This window comes from Rheinheimera oceanensis (assembly GCF_018831085.1).
Classification (GTDB): Bacteria; Pseudomonadota; Gammaproteobacteria; order Enterobacterales; family Alteromonadaceae; genus Alishewanella; species Alishewanella oceanensis.
The window spans coordinates 112,324-131,837 of sequence record NZ_JAGPNM010000002.1; the positions used below are offsets into that span (position 1 = coordinate 112,324).

A 19,514-nucleotide genomic window follows, 5' to 3' on the forward strand; every position below is an offset into this window, starting at 1 on the left:
TTATAACTCTCTTCTGGCGCACATCAGCTCAGCCGAGCAGACAATCTGGCCTTCAACTTTGGCTTCGCCGTAAAACTTCCACATGTTGCGGCGTTCTTTTAAAAATTTCACTTCCAGTATCATCGTATCACCTGGTAATACCGGCTTTTTAAAACGTGCTTCATCTATAGCGGCAAACAGGTAAAGTTCATTTTCTGCACGCTCGGTAACAGTTTTAAAACCCAGAATACCTGTAGCCTGAGCCAGTGCTTCAAGGATCAGCACACCAGGAAAAATAGGCATTCCCGGAAAGTGGCCGGTAAAAATAGGCTCATTAATGGTGACATTTTTAAGCGCCGTCAGGCTTTCGCCCGGCGTAAAATCCAATACACGATCAATTAGCAGAAACGGGTAACGATGTGGCAATAATGCCATAATTTCCTGAATTTGCAGGCTATTAAGTTGGTTAGCCAAAGCTATTCCTCTGTCTAGTGGTCAGCATCCTGTGCTTTTTGCACAGTAGCAAGCTGGTTTTCCAGTTGCTTTACCCGCTGATAAAGTTGGTCTATTTGCCGCAGCTTAACGGTGTTTTTTCGCCATTCAGCATTGGTTGTTGCCGGAATACCTGAAGTATATACGCCTTTCTCTGTGATCGGCTTCATTACCATTGCCATGCCGGAAATATGGGCACCGTCACAAATCTCAATATGGCCATTGAGTACCGCGGCACCACCGATAATACAGTAACGGCCAATTTTGGTGCTACCAGCAACCACAGTACAACCGGCAATTGCCGTATGATCGCCAATGCGGACGTTATGCGCAATCTGGCACTGATTGTCGATAATAACGTTGTTGCCGATAATGGTATCTTCAATCGCACCGCGATCTATAGTGGCATTGGCCCCTATTTCACAATCGTCGCCAATAGTCACCGTACCGGTTTGTGGTATTTTAACCCAATTGCCACGTTCATTAGCAAAACCAAAACCGTCTGCGCCTAATACTGCGCCGCTGTGCACTATACAACGTTTGCCAATAGTGACCCGGTGATACACGGTAACGTTAGCCCATAACCGGCTATCATCGGCAATCACAGCTTGTTCACCGATAAAACAACCGGCACCAATCTGCACAGCATTACCAATAACAGCACCGGCAGCAATAATAGCATTGGCGCCAACGGATACACCTGCGCCCAATGTCGCACTGGCATCTATCACTGCTGTAGGATGAATACCCTTTGCTGCAACTGGTGTTGAATCCAACAGCTGTGCCACCCGGGCAAAAGCAACATAAGGATCTTTAACCACTAAAGCATTGACGCCTGGCGCAAGAAACGGTGCATCATCTGCCGTGATAAGTACAGCAGAGGCAGATGTTTCAGTTAAGAATTTGCGGTATTTGCTGTTAGACAGAAAGCTGATCTGGCCGCTGCCAGCATTTTCCAACGTTGCAATTGAAACGATGCTGCAAGCAGCATCGCCAATCAGCTGAGCATCTACCTGCTCAGCCAGTTCTGTTAAGGTATAACCTGCCATTATTTTGCTTTACTTGCCTGAGCAACAACAGCTTCAGAGATATCATATTCTGGTTTGGCATACACAGCCGCCCCTGAATTCAGTACCATATCAAACTTTTCGCGCTCTGCTACCACATCGATAGCCGCTTTAATCAATGCCAACACTTTATTACGCTCTTCTGCCTGACGGTTACGGATTTCTTCATCCAGTGGCCGGGCTAATTGCTCATATTGCTGACGCTGGTTGGTTAATGCTGTTTTCAACTCCTCTTGCTGCTTCTCGCTCATGGTAGGGCCATCACGACGCAGCTTTTCAATGTTGAAATTAATATCTTTTTCCAGCTTTCCAACCGCTTCAATACGCTTGGCAAACTCATTTTTGATGGTTTCCTGCATTGCAGCCGACTGAGGAATTTGTGCGGCAACAGCTTGTACATCAACAAAAGCAATTTTCATCTCTTTCGCAGCCACATTACCCGCCAGCACCAAACCAGCAAGCAGCAACACAGCAGATTTTACAATTTTACGGTTAAACATCTTATATTCCCTATTATTCTAATCTAGAAAGTTGTACCAATATTAAAACTAAAGTTTTCTTGTAGGTCACCATCATATTTTTTGATGATTTTTGCCAGACTGAACGTTAATGGTCCCATCGGCGAAATCCACTGTAAAGATACACCAGCTGTTGCCCGAATCAAACTGGCATCTGAGTAATCGATCAGTTCCGGTTGATTTTGATTGGTCACCAACTTTGTTAAACCGGCATAACGGTTAATATCAAACTCGGTATCCCAGACATTACCGGCATCGACAAATATACTGGTGCGCACTGAATTACGATAGTCATCACTTAAAAACGGTGTTGGAGTAATCAGTTCCAGCGTGGCCACTGCTTTGGCATTACCACCGATCGAGCGCTGCGATACCTGATAACTGTCATTCTCCGGGCCGCTTGGGAAACCACCAGAGCCATAATTAGGATCCGGCAAGCCTGGTACGGTTTGGGCATAACGGAAGATAGCGTGCGGGCCTATAATACGGCTTTCGAAGCCACGCATATTATCACCGCCAGCATAGAAGTTTTCCGTAAAGGGTAAAGTATAGTCATAACCGTTTTTCGAGCCATAACCATTGCCATAACCTGTTTCCAGCTTGCTAAGGAACGACCAGGCATGATCGTTACTAAGCGGAATATAGTTACGCGCTTCAAACATCACTTTATAGTACGTCAGATCTGAGTTGGGTGTAGTTGCCCGTATTGTAGCGCCCAGATATAGCCCGGCTGTCGGGAATAAACCGCGGTTAAGCGTACTTCTTACCCAACCGGCCGATAATTCATAGTTGGTAAAACGGTAACCGCCATCCGGGTTTTGCGCATCTAACAATACACCGCGGAAATGGCGTAACTGATCATACTCATTAATAGAGTTAATCTTATTCACCACATAGTTGGCGCCAAAATTTAACCGGTTATATTCGTTAATCGGGTAGCCAACATTTGCGCCAAAACCATAGCGCTGTTGGTTGTATGCCTCAAGGTTAGATGATGCACTGCTGTAATCGGTATCAGAGTAAAACACCTGGCCGCCCAGGCTCACACCATCCAGCGTAAAATACGGGTTAGTGTAAGTTGTGCTGATTGATTTCTGGTATTTATTGGTACTTAAGCTGATACCGGCACTATTACCACTACCGAAGAAGTTCTCCTGCTGCACACCAATCTGAAATGACATGCCCATGTCGTTGCCATAAGAGATACCGGCATTAAAACTGCCTGATGGTTGCTCTTTAATCGTAAAGCCAATATCAACCTGATCATCAATACCGGCTACCGGTGCTGTAGCAAAATCAACAGATTCAATATAGGGCAAACGCTGAATACGTTGCTTAGACAATTCAAGAGCATCATTGGATAACCAGGCTCCTTCCATTTGCCGCAGCTCACGGCGCAGTACTTCATCTTTAGTGCTGCTGTTGCCTGACATATTAATACGGCGTACATATACACGCTTGCCAGGATCAACACTGATAGTTAATTCAACTTCTTTGGTATCGTCATTGATATCCGGAATAGTGCGGACTTTAGAATTGGCATAGCCAAAACGCGCCAGCAGCTTGGCAATACTTTCTTCGGTATAGGTAACCAGAGCACCATTATATAGCTGCCCTTGTTTTAACGGCATGATCTGACGGATAAATTCATCCTGGCCAATTAAATCGCCGACAAACCTGACACCACTAATGGTGTATTTTTCCCCCTCAGTGACATTCAGCGTTACATACACAGATTCTTTATCCGGGCTAACCGATACCTGTGAAGAATCAATATTAAAGCGCAGATAACCGCGGTCCAGATAGTAACTGTTAATCTTTTCGATATCGCCCTGCAGGGTTTGCTTTTGGTAGCGGTCTGACGATAAAAAGCGCCACCAGGGTAGGTCCTGCTTTGATTCAATATCGCTGAGTAATTCTTCATCAGAGAACAGTTTATTACCCACCACATTGATTTGGCGGATAGAGGCAGCGTCACCTTCATCAAACTTGATCTTCAGATTAACCCGGTTACGCGGTAAATAAGTGACTTCAATTTCAACAGTAGCCTGATATTTACCTACACCGTGGTAAAACTCAGTAAGACCATTCTCAATGTTCTTCAGAATCGTTTTATCCAGCGGCTCACCGACTTCAATGCGGTTACCTGCCAGGCTCTCACTCAGCTGCTCTTCTTTGATGTCTTTATTACCATCAAATTCTATCGCGTTAATGGTTGGCCGCTCACGCAAACGATAGATAACCGTATTACCATCACGCAGCACCTGAATATCATCGAAATGCCCGGCGCTGTACAGCGTGCGGATACTGCGTGACAAGTTATACTCTGTCACGGTATCGCCAACGTTAAAAGGCAGATTATTCAGCGCAGCACCCAGCGCTACACGTTGCAAACCTTCAACTTGAATATCCTGAACCGTAAATGATTCTTCAGCGAGCACCGAGTTGCTTGCCGAAGCAAGAAACATCGCAGCTACTAATCGTTTAATTGTCATTATTTGAACTACTTATGATTAGTTATTTACAAACGAGAAATATCGTTGAGCAGCGCAATTCCCATCAACATCAGCAGGATCAGCGCTCCGAACCGGAAACCTGTTTCCTGCGTCTTTTCAGAGACAGGTTTGCCTCGTATTAGTTCCACCAGCATATACATTAAGTGGCCACCATCCAGCACCGGCAATGGCAGCAAATTGATAACGCCTAAGTTAACACTTATCAGGGCTAAAAACGATAGAAATGCTACTAAACCGAGGCTTGCCGTTGTACCTGCGCCTTGCGCAATCGAGATAGGGCCGCTCAAATGTTTGACAGAAACATCGCCTGTTAGCAGCTTGCCAATCATCGATACACTCAGGCGGATAAATTGCCAGGTATGGGCCGCACCGGCGCTAAAAGCGTCAATAACACCATACTGCCGGGTATAAAGCACTCCTTCCGGCCACTCGCTTACTTTAGGTGTAATACCCAGCACACCCTGAGAAAAACCATCAGCAGTAATAACAAGTGTCGGTGTAACATCAATGCTAAGTACTGTGCCGCCGCGTTCTACTTCAACAGCCAATGATTGTTCAGCCGCATTACTGATTAACGTTTGTAGCTGCATCCATTGCGTAATATCCGAGCCGTCAATCCGTATAATCTTATCGTTTACCTGCAGGCCTGCCTGCTCTGCGGCCGAGCCTGGTGCTACCCGGGCAATTTCTGTCAAAAGCTGTGGCCGGGCTAAATTCAGCCCAAGGCTGTCAAAAACGCTTTGTTTTTCCGGGTCGAACTGCCAGTCAGTCGTATTCAGTGTTACCGAACGCTGCTGCTGCGTAATAACGTCCTGCAAACCCAGCGTAATGCTGCGGCTGCCAATTTGCTCTACCAACAGCAAATTCACGCTGTTGGCATCAGTTGCCGTATGCTGATTAACTGAAATAATTTGTTGCTGTGGCGTAATACCCGCCTGGGCTGCAATAGATTGCGGCGCCACACTGGCTATCACCGGGCGCATAGTTTGCACACCGAGCAAATACATCAGCCACAGGGCAAATATAGCGAAGATAAAGTTGGCAGCAGGGCCGGCGGCGATAATAGCCATACGCTGCCACACGGTTTTATGGTTAAACGCCAGATCTTTAAACTGCGGCAGCACCGGATCGACCCGTTCGTCCAGCATGCGTACATAACCACCGAGCGGAATAGCCGCAATAACAAATTCTGTGCCTTGCTTATCACGCCAGCTTAACAACGCTTTGCCAAACCCGATGGAGAAACGCTTAACCAGCACGCCATTTTTACGCGCGACCCAGAAATGGCCAAACTCATGTACGGTAATTAATACGCCCAGCGCGACGATAAACGACAGCAAATTCCAAATCGCACCCGACATCAAGTTAGTTTCCTCAGTAGTGCCTGCGCATAATGGCGGGCTTCATTGTCCAGCGCCAATATATCATCCAGCGTACTGACACGAAAGTCAGCAAAATGTTCAAGGCCCAGCTCATTAACACGCGCTATATCGGTAAAACGAATTTTTTGCGCTAAAAAAGCGGCTACTGCTAGCTCATTTGTCGCATTCAGCGCTGTTGTTGCCCCTTGTCCACAGCCGCAGGCGGCCATAGCCAGATACAAATTCGGGTAGCGTGCTTTATCAGGTTCGGTAAAGGTAAAATCACGCATCTGCTTAAAACTAAGCGGCGCTACCGGGCTGGCAATACGTTTTGGAAACGCCAGTGCATGGGCTATTGGCGTGCGCATATCCGGCTGGCCTAATTGTGCCAGCACAGAGCCATCTGTGTATTGCACCATGGAGTGAATAATGCTTTGTGGATGAATAACCACTTCTATATCTGCCGCCTGGCAATTAAATAACCAGCGCGCTTCAATAAACTCCAGGCCCTTATTCATCATGGTAGCACTATCAACGGAAATCTTGTGTCCCATACTCCAGTTTGGGTGTGCTACGGCCTGCGCCGGCGTAATACTGTCAAATTCAGTTAAAGGTGTCGTCAGGAAAGGCCCGCCACTACCGGTTAGTAATAGCTTACTGATACCAAAATCAGCAATTTGCTGATCATGGGTATGCTGTTGTAAGGGCGCGGGTAAACATTGAAATATTGCATTGTGTTCGCTGTCTATCGGCAGCAACGTGGCACCATGGTGTTTCACTTTGCTGATAAACAACTCACCACTCATCACCAGCGCTTCTTTATTAGCAAGCAGTACCGTTTTACCCTGCTCTACTGCGGCCAGTGTTGGCAGCAACCCGGCAGAGCCCACGATAGCCGCCATCACGATATCGGCGTCAGGGTGCGCCGCCAGCTGGCATAAGGCATCAATGCCGCTTAGCACTTCTGTACGGCTACCAGCCAATTTTAATTCTGCTGCCAGCGCACTGGCAGCAGAATTGTCGAGCATAGCAGCATAACGTGGCTTTACTGCCAGACATTGCTCTAACAGCTTACCGGTTTGACTGGCAGCGGTAAGTGCCAGCACCTGATAATCCTCCGGATGAGCAGCCAGCACAGACAGCGTGCTGATACCAATAGAGCCGGTTGAGCCGAGGATCACCACATTACGCATTAATAAAAACCGCCGTAAATGGCCACAATAATGGCAAACAGTGGTGCTGTGGCAGTTAAGCTGTCAATACGGTCTAAAATACCGCCGTGGCCGGGCAAAAACGCGCCACTGTCTTTTTTGCCGGCAACGCGCTTAAACATGCTCTCAGTTAAATCACCAAATACCGACAGAATTGTCAGTAAAAATGCCGCGATATACCAAATACCTACCTGCGGCGGCCAATCCTGTAATTGCGCCACAACAGTAACGACTACAGCTACTAACGCCAGGCCACCCAGCATACCTTCTATGGTTTTACCTGGGCTGACTTTAGGCAGCAACTTATGCTTGCCAAAGGGTTTGCCTACAATATAGCCGCCAATATCTGCCGCCCAAACCAGCAACAGTAAGCAACAAATCAGCCAGGCACCGGTAAACGTGGAAGCGGCATAATCGGTAGAGCGGATAAACATTACGGCAGCCCAGGCTGGTATTAATGTCAGCCAACCCATTAAGGCTTTGCCCCAGTCGCTTTGGGCCCATAATTTCTGGCTGCGCGGATAGGTAAGCACTAATACCACCGCCAGCAGCCACCAGGCATTACCGGCAAGCAGCAAGCTGGTTAATAAGGTATTAGCCTCTACTGGCCAGTTAGTTTGTACCGGCAGTTGCCAGTATAGTAACGCCAGGATCAGTGCCGTTAAAACTACATAAACCCAACGCATAGCTTTAGTTGCCAGGCCGCAAAAACCGCTCCACTCCCAGGCTCCCAATAAAAATGCCGCAGAAATAAATACCGCAAAGCCAGGCAGAGGCAGAAAAAATACAGCCATTAACGCTAATGGCGCTAGTATCAGCGCAGTAATAACCCGTTGTTTAAACAATCTCGTTATCCTTTACCCAACATCGCCAGCTGCCGGATTTGTTCTCCGGTACAGCCAAAACGACGCTCTCGGTTGACAAAGGCGGCAATCGCTTCTGAGAAAACCTGCTGATCAAAGTCTGGCCAGAGTGTTTCAGTAAACCAGAATTCGGCGTAAGCGGCCTGCCACAATAAAAAATTACTGATGCGTAAATCACCACCAGTACGGATGAGTAAATCCAGCTCTGGCTGCTCGTGCATCTGCACCTGCTGAGCAAATACCTGCTCGTTAATCTGATCTACAGCAAGAGTACCTTGCTGTACTTGTGTTGCCAGCGCCCGGGCAGCATTTACCATATCCCAGCGCCCGCCGTAATTGGCGGCGATATTCAGTGTTAAAGCCGTGTTCGCTGCTGTCAACTGTTCAGCTTTATCAATGCTGGCTCTTAGCTTGTCACTAAAGGCAGATAAATCTCCAACTATCTTTAGCCGGACATTATGCTTGTGCAAGGTCTTCACCTCGCTTTGCAGCACCATCAGAAACAGCTGCATCAGTGTGGAGACTTCATCTTCCGGCCGGCGCCAGTTTTCACTGCTAAAAGCAAACAAAGTTAACGATTTAATACCCAGCTCACGGCAAAAACTTACGCTACGCCGTACTGCTTCCACACCTCTCTTATGGCCCCACACCCGTGGCTTACCCTGGCGTTGTGCCCAACGGCCATTGCCATCCATAATAATTGCCACATGCTGAGGTAAGCTGTGCGGTTTGAGCTGCGACTCTGCAGTCATACAGTGCGACCTGTCCTTAAACTTTGTGATAACCAGTCTGCTGCTGATTTACTGAATTATGTTGTGACTAAAAAATCGGCCAAATAGAAAAAAGCGCCGTAATGCCCAAGCGTCACGACGCTGTAATGTTAACAGAAGGCCGAATCAGACTTCCATTAATTCCTTTTCTTTATCAGCCAGTACTTCGTCAATTTTCTTGACGAAAAGATCAGTGATTTTCTGAATTTCCTCAGCAGCACGGCGCTCATCATCTTCACTGATTTCTTTATCTTTTTGCAGTGCTTTTAAATCAGCGTTGGCATCACGGCGAATATTACGCACCGCAACACGGCCGTTCTCGGCCTCACCACGCACCAGCTTAACCAGGCTTTTACGCCGCTCTTCAGTTAAAGCTGGCAGCGGCACACGAATAATAGTGCCGGCAGACATTGGGTTTAAGCCCAGATCAGACGCCATAATGGCTTTCTCTACGGCTGCAGTCATACTTTTATCAAACACGGTAATAGCCAGCGTACGGGCATCATCAATAGATACGTTGGCAACCTGGCGCAGCGGTGTGTCGGCACCATAGTAAGATACGGAAATACCATCTAATAAGCTTGGGTGCGCGCGGCCGGTGCGCACTTTGGTTAATTGCACTTTAAGCGCTTCAACGCTTTTTTCCATCCGTACTTTGCTGTCTGTAATAATGTCGTTAATCACGATCGGTATCCTTTTTATTCATTGCCTGTCTTCAACACAGCGGCTCTAAAGGCGCTAGTTTACTGTAAATTTTCGGCGTGGTCGATGACTGTGCCTTCCGGCTCGCCCATAATTACCCGCTTTAACGCGCCTGCGGTGTTCATATTAAACACTCGAATTTGCAGATTATGATCCCGCGCCAGCGTAAAGGCAGCTAAATCCATCACTTTAAGTTCTTTATCCAGCACTTCATTATAAGTCAGCTGGCTGTATAGCGTAGCGCTAGGATCTTTTACCGGATCGGCTGAAAACACCCCATCAACTTTGGTGGCTTTTAATACCGCATCGGCTTCAATTTCAATGCCGCGTAAACAGGCTGCAGAATCAGTGGTAAAAAACGGGTTACCGGTACCGGCAGAGAAAATCACCACCCGGCCTGACTTTAACAGGCTGATTGCCTCCGCCCAGCTGTAATTGTCACACACGCCATTTAACGGAATAGCACTCATCATACGGGCATTTACATAAGCACGGTGCAGCGCATCGCGCATGGCCAGCCCATTCATTACCGTAGCCAGCATACCCATATGGTCGCCTACTACCCGGTTCATACCGGCTTTGGCCAGGCCTTCACCACGGAAGATATTACCGCCGCCGATCACAATGCCAACCTGCACGCCCAATTCAACCAGTTCTTTAATTTCCTGCGCCATCCGGTCAAGCACTTTGGGATCAATACCAAAGCCCTCATCACCCATCAGTGCTTCGCCACTGAGTTTTAATAAGATCCTGCGGTAAGTTGGTTTTGGATTCGTGCTCATGAGATCCCCATAGTGCGTGGTTAATTAGGATTATTACGGGTAAAAAAAACCGCGACTCAAGCCTTGTCAGACTCAAAGTCGCGGTTATTCTAGCGGGTTTTGCCAGTTTGCAGAAGAATAAATTACTTCTTGGCCGCCGCGATTTGGGCTGCAACTTCAGCTGCGAAGTCTTCTTCTTTCTTCTCGATACCTTCGCCTACTTCTAAGCGAATGAAAGAAACTGCTTTAGCACTGTTTTGTTTCAGGAAATCGCCAACAGAAACTGATGGGTCCTTCACGAATGGCTGACCGGTTAAGCTCACTTCACCAGTGAACTTGCTCATACGGCCTGCAACCATTTTCTCAGCGATTTCCTGTGGCTTACCAGAGTTAACTGCGATATCGATTTGAATAACACGCTCACGCTCAACAACATCAGCCGGTACGTCGTCAGGTGTTAAGAAGCCTGGGTTATTCGCAGCAACGTGCATAGCAACATCTTTAGCGATATCTTCGTTACCGCCTTCCAGTACGGCTAATACACCGATACGGCCAGAGTGCACGTAAGAACCAATTACAGCGCCTTCAACTACTGCTGCACGGCGTACGTTGATGTTCTCGCCGATTTTAGCAACTAAAGTTGCACGGGTGTCTTCAACTGAAGTGCCGTTTAAATCAGCTGCTAAAATGGCTTCAGCAGTGAACAGCTTGTTAGCATGGGCTAAATCAGCAACAGCGTTAGCAAACGCCAGGAAACTGGCATCACGTGCTACGAAGTCAGTTTCACAGTTAAACTCGATAGCTAAACCGTAACCATTAGCTACGCGGGTTAAAATAGTACCTTCAGCGGCAATACGGCCTGCTTTCTTGGCAGCTTTGGCCAGACCACTTTTGCGCATCGCATCAATTGCAGCTTCGATATCACCTGCAGTTTCTTCCAATGCTTTTTTACAATCCATCATGCCAGCGCCGGTGCGCTCGCGAAGTTCTTTTACTAAAGCGGCAGTTACAGCCATGGGAGCTTCCTCGTAATAATTCGGGTTGGACAAACAGGGGCCGGGGCCCCTGTCGCAATTTTGCACTGTGTTAGCGCAAGCTTAACCTGCGCTAATGACAGAGAAATTACTCTGCTTCAACAACGAAGGCTTCGGCTTCAGCCTGTACTTCGATGTTTTTGTCACGACCTTCCAGGATAGCCTGACCTACAGCAGCCAGATATAACTGGATAGCGCGAATAGCGTCATCGTTACCTGGTACTACAAAGTCAACGCCTTTTGGATCAGAGTTGGTATCAACGATAGATACAACCGGAATACCCAGGTTGTTAGCTTCTTTGATCGCAATATGTTCATGGTCAGCGTCGATCACGAACAGCACGTCTGGCAAGCCGCCCATGTCTTTAATACCGCCTAAGCTCTTTTCCAGCTTTTCCATTTCACGGGTACGGTCTAAAGCTTCTTTCTTGGTCAGCTTGTCGAAAGTACCGTCCTGGCTTTGCGCTTCCAGATCTTTTAAACGCTTGATTGACTGACGAACAGTTTTCCAGTTAGTCAGCATGCCACCTAACCAGCGGTGGTTTACATAGAACTGATCAACTTTGCTTGCCGCTTCTTTGATTGCTTCAGAAGCCGCACGCTTAGTACCAACGAACAGGATTTTGCCCTTTTTCGCTGCTACCTGCTGAATGAATGCCAGTGCATCGTTCATCATAGGAACAGTTTGTTCCAGATTGATGATATGTACTTTGTTACGCGCACCGAAAATGAATGGCTTCATTTTTGGGTTCCAGTAACGGGTTTGGTGACCGAAGTGCACGCCCGCCTGGAGCATGTCGCGCATAGAAACTTTTGCCATGATTTATTTTCCTGTAAAAGGGGTTAAGCCTCCATGTATCCCATATGCCGACTCTGGTCTGGCTGTTGTTCAGCGCAAAGCAAAGCACCCCGGAATATGTGTCGATACATGTGTGTTTTGGTTAAATTCCGCCTATCAGCCCGCATTTATCTCTATCTAAGAACAAAAGGTTCTGCAATAAAAGACAAAGCGATTTGCTAATTTGCGGCGCGCTTTATACCATAGGCACCTTACAAACACAATAAAATGTGTATTTTTGCAGCAGTACAACGGGCCGCAATGCCCTTTGGTACCAAAGAGAGAACAGGCATGACAGCAACCATCAAAACCCCGGCCGAAATTGAAAAAATGCGTGTCGCCGGCCGCCTCGCCGCCGACGTGCTGGAAATGATTGAGCCTTACGTAAAAGCCGGTGTTACCACCGATGAGCTGAACACTATCTGCCACAACTATATCGTTAACGAGCAACAGGCAATACCGGCACCGCTGAACTACCACGGTTTTCCCAAATCTATCTGCACCTCGGTTAATCAGGTAATTTGCCATGGCATACCTGGCGACAAAAAACTTAAAGAAGGCGATATTGTTAATATCGACATTACTGTCATTAAAGATGGCTACCACGGCGATACATCAAAAATGTTTGTCGTCGGCAAGCCCAGCATAATGGCCGAGCGGCTTATCCGGGTTACACAAGAATGTATGTACCTTGGCTTAAAGAAAGTAAAAGACGGTGTGCGTTTAGGCGATATCGGCCATGTTATTCAGCAACACGCTGAAAAACACAGTTACTCAGTGGTGCGCGAATACTGCGGCCACGGCATCGGGGCAGTATTTCATGAAGACCCGCAAGTACTACATTACGGCAAGCCTGGTACCGGCGAAGTATTAAAAAGCGGTATGTGTTTAACTATAGAGCCGATGATTAATGCCGGTGCCCGCCACAGCAAGTTATTAGCCGACGGTTGGACAGTAGTCACCAAAGATCGTAGTTTGTCTGCCCAGTTTGAACATACTATTTTGGTTACCGATACCGGTTGTGAAATTTTAACGCTGCGCAGTGACGATACCATAGAGCGCATTCTGACTGCCGAGTAAGCTCGCCCGCTATATAGGAGTAAGCGACATGCCCCAGACCGTAACCTTTAGCAAAGCGCTGCCTGACAGTTACAGTCTGGAGAGCTACAAAAAACATTTCGCCGACTTTCATGACTGGCTTAGCCGCAGCTTCTCACAACACCCGGTGAATACACTTGTCAAAGCCCGGGCGCATTTTATTGACGAAATACTGGTGCAGCTGTGGCACAAATATGAGCTGCATAAAAGCAAAGAGTTAAGCCTGATTGCCGTAGGTGGCTATGGCCGCGGCGAACTGCACCCCAGCTCTGATATCGACTTACTGATCCTGGCTGATGGCCGTTTATCAGTGGCCCAACAAGAGGCTATTGCCCAGTTTATTACCACATTGTGGGACTTACGCCTTGAAGTTGGCCACAGCGTACGCACGGTAAAAGAGTCAGTTAAACTGGGTAAAGACGATATCACCATCGCCACTAACCTGCTGGAAATGCGTTTGTTAGCCGGTAATAAGCTGTTGTTTGAACAGCTGCAGCTTGAAGTCAGCAAAGACAGCTTCTGGACTAGCCAGGCTTTTTTTCAGGCCAAACGGCATGAACAACAACAGCGCCATGCCCAGTATCATGGCACCGCTTACAACCTTGAACCCAACTTAAAAGCTAATCCGGGCGGCCTGCGCGATATTCAAACCATCGGCTGGGTAGCCAAACGCCATTTTCAAACCCGCACTATGCGTGAGCTGGTGGCCTATCAGTACCTGACCGAAGATGAGTATCAGGAACTGATGGAGTGTGAAGCTTATTTGTGGCAAATGCGCTTTGCGCTGCATATGGAAGCCGGGCGCAACGAAAACCGTATTTTGTTTGATTACCAACCGGCAGTGGCAGAACGGCTGGGCTTTGGCGCTGATGGCAAAGCCTCGGTTGAACGGATGATGAAGCGGTTTTTCCGCACTGTGCAGCGCGTAAGCGAACTGAACGAAATGCTGCTGCAACACTTTGATGGCAGCATTTTAAACCATAAAGAAAAAGTTAAGACACTGATCCTGGATGACTACTTTGAGCTGCAGGGCCATTTGATCGTCGCCCGCGACAACGCCGTGTTTGCCAGGCGCGACAACCTGCTGCGCCTGTTCTGGCACATTGCCAATAACTCCAATATTACCGGTGTGCATTCTTCGACTATGCGGCTAATTCGCCAGGTACGGCGCCGCTTAATGGGCGATTTACAGGACTATGAAGCCTGCAGGCAACTGTTTTTAGCCATTATCCGCCATCCGCGCGGCATGGATAAAGCCATTACCTTAATGCACCGCTACGGTGTGCTGGCGGCGTATTTGCCACAGTGGCGTAATATTGTCGGCCAGATGCAGTTTGACTTGTTCCATGCTTACACTGTGGATGAACACACCCACCGCCTGCTGAAAAACCTGTATAAGTACACGCTAAGCGAACATGAAAGCGAGTTTCCGCTGTGCAGTGATATCGTCAGAAAAATGGAAAAACCGGAACTACTGTATTTAGCCGGTATCTTCCACGATATTGCCAAAGGCCGCGGTGGTGATCACTCAGAGCTTGGTGCTATGGATGTGCGTGAATTCGCCAAGCTGCATAAACTCAGTGAGTTTGACAGCAAACTGATTGCCTGGCTGGTAGAGCATCATCTGCTAATGTCGGTCACGGCACAGCGCCGTGATATTCACGACCCGGCAGTAGTGGCCGAATTTGCCGAAAAAGTGCGCGACGAAACCAGGCTGAATTATCTGTACTGCCTGACTCTGGCCGATATCCGCGCCACTAACGATAATTTATGGAATGACTGGAAAGGCTCCTTACTGCGTGAGCTGTTTTTAGCTACGCAAAAAGCCTTTCGCCGCGGGTTGGAAAAGCCGATGGACCTGCGCGATCTTATTCGCGAAAACCAAAGCGAAGCCATGCCGCTGCTACTGAAGCAAACCTTTAGTGAAAGTGAAATTCTGCAGCTATGGAGCCGGATTAAGGCCGATTACTTTGCCCGCTACAGCGCACGGCAAATTGCCTGGCACTGCGAGCATATTTTACGGCATAAAAACCCGGACGAACCGCTGGTGCTGATCAGCAAAGCGCCGATCCGTGGCGGCACTCAGGTATTTATTTACACTAAAGATCAGCCCAAATTGTTTGCCCGTTTAGTAGCGGCGCTGGACAGCAAAAAAGTAAATATTTTTGATGCCCAGATCATGACCAATAAAGACGGCTATGCCATGGATACTTTTGTTATTCTGGAACAAAACGGCGAGCCGGTTAATTCCCCCTCGCGCCAGCAAAGTATTAAACGTGCGCTAGAGCTGTATATTCTGGACAAACCCGACTTGTCACGGCAAAAAACCAAATTATCGCGCCAGATGCGCCAGTTTAATGTGCCACCCAAAGTGGTATTTTTACCCGGCAATACCAGTAAACGCACTATGATTGAATTAGCTGCACTGGACACGCCGGGTTTGCTGGCCAATATCGGCGAGGTGTTTCAGCGCTGCGATGTTAATATTCACGCGGCTAAAATCACCACTATCGGCGAGCGGGCAGAAGACTTTTTTATGATTTCAAATAGCGACGATCAGGCCCTTAGCAGTGAACAGCAAAGTGCACTGAAGCGGGCACTGATCGAGCAACTATCACAGCAAACAGAAGGCTAACAAAGACAATGTCAGAGTTAAAAAACATTATCGAACAGGCATTTGAACAACGTGCCGATATCACCCCAGGCACGGTATCAGCAGAAGTGAAACAGGCCGTAGAAACGGTAATTACTATGCTGGATAACGGTAGTGCCCGGGTGGCAGAAAAAATTGCCGGGGAATGGGTAGTGCATCAGTGGCTGAAAAAAGCCGTATTGCTATCGTTTCGTATTAACGACAACCAGGTAATGGACGGCGCCGAAAACCGCTTTTTTGATAAAGTGCCAATGAAGTATGCCAGCTACACTGATGCACAATTCCGTGCTGACGGTGTACGCGTAGTACCACCAGCTGCCGTACGTCGTGGTAGTTATGTGGCAAAAAATGTGGTGCTGATGCCCTCTTATGTAAACATTGGCGCCTATGTTGGCGAAGGCACTATGGTAGATACCTGGGCCACGGTAGGCAGCTGTGCACAAATTGGTAAAAACGTGCATTTATCCGGCGGTGTCGGCATTGGTGGCGTGTTAGAGCCATTGCAGGCTAATCCAACCATTATTGAAGATAACTGCTTTATCGGTGCCCGCTCTGAAGTGGTAGAAGGCGTTATCGTTGAAGAAGGTGCAGTACTGTCGATGGGCGTATACATTAGCCAGAGCACCCGTATTTATGATCGTGAAACCGGTGAAATCAGCTATGGCCGGGTACCTGCCGGCGCCGTTGTCGTGCCAGGCTCAATTCCGGCAAAAGATGGCAGCCACAGCTTATATGCCGCTATCATTGTGAAAAAAGTCGATGCACAAACCCGTGCTAAAGTGGGTATTAACGCCCTGCTGCGCAGCGTCGAATAATTTACGGTTATAAAAGTAAAACGGCAGGTTGTTCCTGCCGTTTTTTATTGCTCAGCAACCACTTTAGCCGATATACAGCATTACCGCAAAACTGACTAAGCCCACTGCAGCAAAGATGCTATATTCGAGGCGCTTTTCAAATTGCTTCTCTGCGCCCTCTGCCGCAGGTACCAACAAGGCCGAAATAAGACAGGTTAACCCTGCCAGTAAGCACAGTGTGGTTACCCCAAATACCAATGCAGAACCTAACATCGCCATATATCACCCTTAGTTGCTGTCAAAAGTTGCTGTTAAAACCGGTTAAACCGCGCCGCGGCAAAAAACAGCGCGCATTCTAGCATAAAAACCCTGCCGACACGCCAGCTCTGTGTTACAGCGTTATATTCTGTTACCAAAAAACCTGAGCCAGTACAGCAGAATTAAGGCCAGACACCTTATACTGCCAGCATAGCGGTTACCGGTATTTTAACTGAGGTTTTAATGTACTACTTTTTTCGTGGTTTAACTTTGATCCATACCAAAGGTTTGAAGCGTTTTGTATTGATCCCACTGCTGATTAATCTGCTGCTGTTCTCTTTAGCGTTTTATGTTTTATTACAGCAAGTCAGTGCTATGGTGGCCGCTGTGCAACAGTACCTGCCCGACTGGCTGCATTGGCTGGAATATTTATTAATCCCGCTTGGTGTAATGTCGCTGGTAATAGGCCTGGCCTACAGCTTTACCATGATGGCTAACTTTATTGCCGCACCTTTTAATGGTCTGCTAAGCGAGAAAGTAGAAGCGCATTTATCCGGCAGAACAATACCTGACACCGGCCTGGCCGGTTTTATTAAAGATATACCGCGTATGCTGGCGCGCGAATGGCAAAAGTTTATTTACGCCCTGCCTCGTGCCATTGTGTTGTTTGTGCTGTTCTTGTTTTTACCTTTTATCGGCCCAATCCTGTGGTTTTTATTTACCAGCTGGTTGCTGGCGATACAGTATTGCGACTACCCATACGACAATCATAAAATCGATTTTCGCACTATGCGCGCACAATTGCGCACTCAGCCCGGCAACAGCTTTGCCTTTGGCATTACAGTAAATATTGCCTGCATGATCCCGCTGTTTAATCTGTTTGTGATGCCAATTGCAGTATGTGGAGCTACCGCCATGTGGGTAGACAAACTGGCAGCACAAAACGACCCGGCATTAAAAGCTCCGGGTGCTAAGGCTTATAACAAACTGGATAAATATTGCTGATACGTATTGTTGATAAGTACTGTTAGCTTTAGGCACTAAGATGTTGTTTAAGCCACGGCAAGGCAACACTTTCCGGCTCCAGTGTTTCTCCGGCATCGATGCGCAACATCGGCACAATTTCCGTACCCTGAATTTCCAGTAACAACTCGCGAAACTTCTCCCCGGCAGCACAAAAGGTATCATAGCTGCTGTCTCCCAACGCAATAACCGCAAACTTTTTGCCGGTTAACAGCGGAAAACGGTTTTGTACATCAAGGTAAAACGGAAACACATTGTCAGGTATGTCACCCTGGCCGGTAGTGGAGCTTACTACCAGCCAGATATCGGCATTAAAGCTCAGCACATCATCCAGCTTAGCTTCATCATAAAGCGCTACCTCATGCCCAAGGCCGGTTAATAATGGTAGTGCTTCTTCTGCAACATATTGGGCAGCGCCATAGACGGTGCCGACAATCAGGGCTATTTTTGCCATTTTTTCTCCATAAAAAGTTCTGCAAATTGTTGCTGATAATAAGCGTCATCTACCGGCCAGCCAAATTGACCAAATAACGGTTCAAGCCCGTTCAGACCAGCACTGAGCTGCAAAGTTTCCGCCGTAACCGGATGCGGCAACTGTAACTGCTTGGCAACCAGCAATAAACGGCGGCAATTGAAATGCTGTTTAAACAGCGCATTATGCTTACCGTCACCGTGACTGGTGTCACCCACTATCGGATGGCGTAAATGTGCCAGATGGCGGCGCAGCTGGTGTTTACGCCCGGTTAAGGGTTGCAACGCCACTAAGGAGTAACGTGCAGCCGGGTATTTACTTACCGGTATTGGCAGTTCTACCTGCTGCAACGGCTGATAACGGCTAATGGCCTGCTGCGGCGCTTTATCATTACGGCTGAATTTGTCGGCAATTTTATCCAGTTCTTCTTTGAGCGGGTAATCCAGCTCACCGCCCTGCGGTAAAAAACCGCGCACTACTGCCAGATAATACTTACGCCACTGTTGTTTTTCCTGCTGCGCCCCTAACAACCGTGCAACCTCGCCGGATAAGGCAAACACCAACACGCCGGACGTTGGCCGGTCTAACCGGTGTACCGGGAACACATGGCGACCGAGCTGGTCGCGCAGAGTTTGCATAACAAATACGGTTTCGTGTTTATCAAGAAACGAGCGGTGTACCAGCATACCACTGGGTTTATCTATCGCTACTATATGCTCGTCCTGATATAAAATACGCAGTGGCGCATTCAGCACAAAAGGCTCGGCTGCACTCATTTCGCACCTGACAAAGTGCTATCTATACGTGCAATAATACTTAGTAATGGCGCCACACGTACGCCATGTGCTTTAAATGCCTCGATTGCAACCGGCAGCACACTGATTTTATTGGGCAAAGCTGATTTTGCATCCAGCAATGCCTGCATCCGTGGTAAAAAGATAAATTGTAACCACTGTTCAAGCGCCATAGTGTCGTAGCAAAACGGTACTGTGCTGGCCATGGCAGCAGGTTGCGGCGCTACTGCACTCCAAAGCTGCTGCTGTTTAAGCTCGTTTTCCAGTTCAATAAGCAGGGTTTTAACCACGTCTGACATAACTACCTCAT

The 19,514-nt window shown here is 47.8% G+C and carries 20 protein-coding genes; 4 read left to right on the top strand and 16 right to left on the bottom strand.

The genetic code is table 11. From position 1 onward, the window contains the following. From fabZ to rpsB, 12 genes are all read right to left on the bottom strand, one after another. Nucleotides 1–453 carry a 3-hydroxyacyl-ACP dehydratase FabZ gene (gene fabZ, locus J3B89_RS05120; RefSeq protein ID WP_215396444.1) on the bottom strand — a complete coding sequence of 151 codons (453 nt, stop codon included), beginning with the start codon at nt 451–453 and terminating at the stop codon, nt 1–3. Between the two features lie 14 nt (nt 454–467). Continuing rightward, nucleotides 468–1,520: a UDP-3-O-(3-hydroxymyristoyl)glucosamine N-acyltransferase gene (gene lpxD / locus J3B89_RS05125; protein WP_215396445.1), complete on the bottom strand. Its 1,053-nt coding sequence runs from the start codon at nt 1,518–1,520 to the stop codon at nt 468–470. Continuing rightward, nucleotides 1,520–2,038, bottom strand: coding sequence for an OmpH/Skp family outer membrane protein (locus tag J3B89_RS05130; protein WP_215396446.1), 519 nt, complete (start codon nt 2,036–2,038; stop codon nt 1,520–1,522). Before J3B89_RS05130 ends, lpxD begins: the two co-directional genes overlap by 1 nt. A gap of 23 nt (nt 2,039–2,061) precedes the next feature. After that, complete coding sequence (gene bamA / locus J3B89_RS05135; RefSeq protein ID WP_251372258.1) at nt 2,062–4,551, bottom strand: outer membrane protein assembly factor BamA; 2,490 nt, start codon at nt 4,549–4,551, stop codon at nt 2,062–2,064. Nucleotides 4,552–4,577: 26 nt separating this feature from the next. Continuing rightward, on the bottom strand, nt 4,578–5,933 hold the full coding sequence (gene rseP, locus J3B89_RS05140; RefSeq protein ID WP_215396447.1) for a sigma E protease regulator RseP: 1,356 nt from the start codon (nt 5,931–5,933) through the stop codon (nt 4,578–4,580). Next, on the bottom strand, nt 5,933–7,126 hold the full coding sequence (gene ispC, locus J3B89_RS05145) for a 1-deoxy-D-xylulose-5-phosphate reductoisomerase (protein WP_215396448.1): 1,194 nt from the start codon (nt 7,124–7,126) through the stop codon (nt 5,933–5,935). The genes rseP and ispC overlap by 1 nt, the downstream gene beginning before the upstream one ends. Then, entirely contained in the window at nt 7,126–7,989 is an 864-nt protein-coding gene (locus J3B89_RS05150; RefSeq protein ID WP_215396449.1) for a phosphatidate cytidylyltransferase, read from the bottom strand. Before J3B89_RS05150 ends, ispC begins: the two co-directional genes overlap by 1 nt. A 5-nt stretch (nt 7,990–7,994) precedes the next feature. Further along, complete coding sequence (uppS, locus tag J3B89_RS05155; protein WP_215396450.1) at nt 7,995–8,759, bottom strand: polyprenyl diphosphate synthase; 765 nt, start codon at nt 8,757–8,759, stop codon at nt 7,995–7,997. Nucleotides 8,760–8,903: 144 nt separating this feature from the next. Then, nucleotides 8,904–9,461, bottom strand: coding sequence for a ribosome recycling factor (gene frr / locus J3B89_RS05160; protein WP_215396451.1), 558 nt, complete (start codon nt 9,459–9,461; stop codon nt 8,904–8,906). 59 nt (nt 9,462–9,520) lie between these two features. Beyond that, on the bottom strand, nt 9,521–10,261 hold the full coding sequence (gene pyrH / locus J3B89_RS05165) for a UMP kinase (protein ID WP_215396452.1): 741 nt from the start codon (nt 10,259–10,261) through the stop codon (nt 9,521–9,523). Between the two features lie 122 nt (nt 10,262–10,383). Then, nucleotides 10,384–11,256: a translation elongation factor Ts gene (tsf, locus tag J3B89_RS05170; protein WP_215396453.1), complete on the bottom strand. Its 873-nt coding sequence runs from the start codon at nt 11,254–11,256 to the stop codon at nt 10,384–10,386. Nucleotides 11,257–11,362: 106 nt separating this feature from the next. Continuing rightward, nucleotides 11,363–12,094 (bottom strand): 30S ribosomal protein S2, encoded by a 732-nt coding sequence (rpsB, locus tag J3B89_RS05175; protein ID WP_068232391.1) that lies wholly within the window; start codon nt 12,092–12,094, stop codon nt 11,363–11,365. 309 nt (nt 12,095–12,403) lie between these two features. Between rpsB and map the strand changes: the two genes are divergently transcribed. From map to dapD, 3 genes are read left to right on the top strand one after another with little or no spacing between them, the layout of a single operon-like run. Then, entirely contained in the window at nt 12,404–13,192 is a 789-nt protein-coding gene (gene map, locus J3B89_RS05180; protein ID WP_215396454.1) for a type I methionyl aminopeptidase, read from the top strand. A gap of 28 nt (nt 13,193–13,220) precedes the next feature. After that, nucleotides 13,221–15,845, top strand: coding sequence for a bifunctional uridylyltransferase/uridylyl-removing protein GlnD (gene glnD / locus J3B89_RS05185; protein WP_215396455.1), 2,625 nt, complete (start codon nt 13,221–13,223; stop codon nt 15,843–15,845). Between the two features lie 8 nt (nt 15,846–15,853). Beyond that, the gene (gene dapD, locus J3B89_RS05190) at nt 15,854–16,678 is read left to right on the top strand and encodes a 2,3,4,5-tetrahydropyridine-2,6-dicarboxylate N-succinyltransferase (RefSeq protein ID WP_215396456.1); all 825 of its coding nucleotides are present in this window, start codon (nt 15,854–15,856) and stop codon (nt 16,676–16,678) included. Between the two features lie 63 nt (nt 16,679–16,741). Here the strand turns inward: dapD and J3B89_RS05195 are convergent, their stop codons facing one another. Continuing rightward, nucleotides 16,742–16,936, bottom strand: coding sequence for a hypothetical protein (locus J3B89_RS05195; RefSeq protein ID WP_215396457.1), 195 nt, complete (start codon nt 16,934–16,936; stop codon nt 16,742–16,744). A 222-nt stretch (nt 16,937–17,158) separates the two neighbouring features. Here J3B89_RS05195 and cysZ point away from each other — a divergent pair, with 222 nt between their 5' ends. Further along, nucleotides 17,159–17,920 carry a sulfate transporter CysZ gene (gene cysZ, locus J3B89_RS05200; RefSeq protein ID WP_215396458.1) on the top strand — a complete coding sequence of 254 codons (762 nt, stop codon included), beginning with the start codon at nt 17,159–17,161 and terminating at the stop codon, nt 17,918–17,920. A 28-nt stretch (nt 17,921–17,948) separates the two neighbouring features. Here the strand turns inward: cysZ and J3B89_RS05205 are convergent, their stop codons facing one another. From J3B89_RS05205 to J3B89_RS05215, 3 genes are read right to left on the bottom strand one after another with little or no spacing between them, the layout of a single operon-like run. Beyond that, nucleotides 17,949–18,392, bottom strand: a complete 444-nt coding sequence (locus J3B89_RS05205; protein WP_215396459.1) for a flavodoxin — start codon at nt 18,390–18,392, stop codon at nt 17,949–17,951. After that, nucleotides 18,380–19,186 carry a tRNA pseudouridine(65) synthase TruC gene (truC, locus tag J3B89_RS05210; RefSeq protein WP_215396460.1) on the bottom strand — a complete coding sequence of 269 codons (807 nt, stop codon included), beginning with the start codon at nt 19,184–19,186 and terminating at the stop codon, nt 18,380–18,382. The genes J3B89_RS05205 and truC overlap by 13 nt, the downstream gene beginning before the upstream one ends. Then, entirely contained in the window at nt 19,183–19,503 is a 321-nt protein-coding gene (locus J3B89_RS05215; protein WP_215396461.1) for a YqcC family protein, read from the bottom strand. The genes truC and J3B89_RS05215 overlap by 4 nt, the downstream gene beginning before the upstream one ends. Between the last annotated feature and the right edge of the window lie 11 nt (nt 19,504–19,514).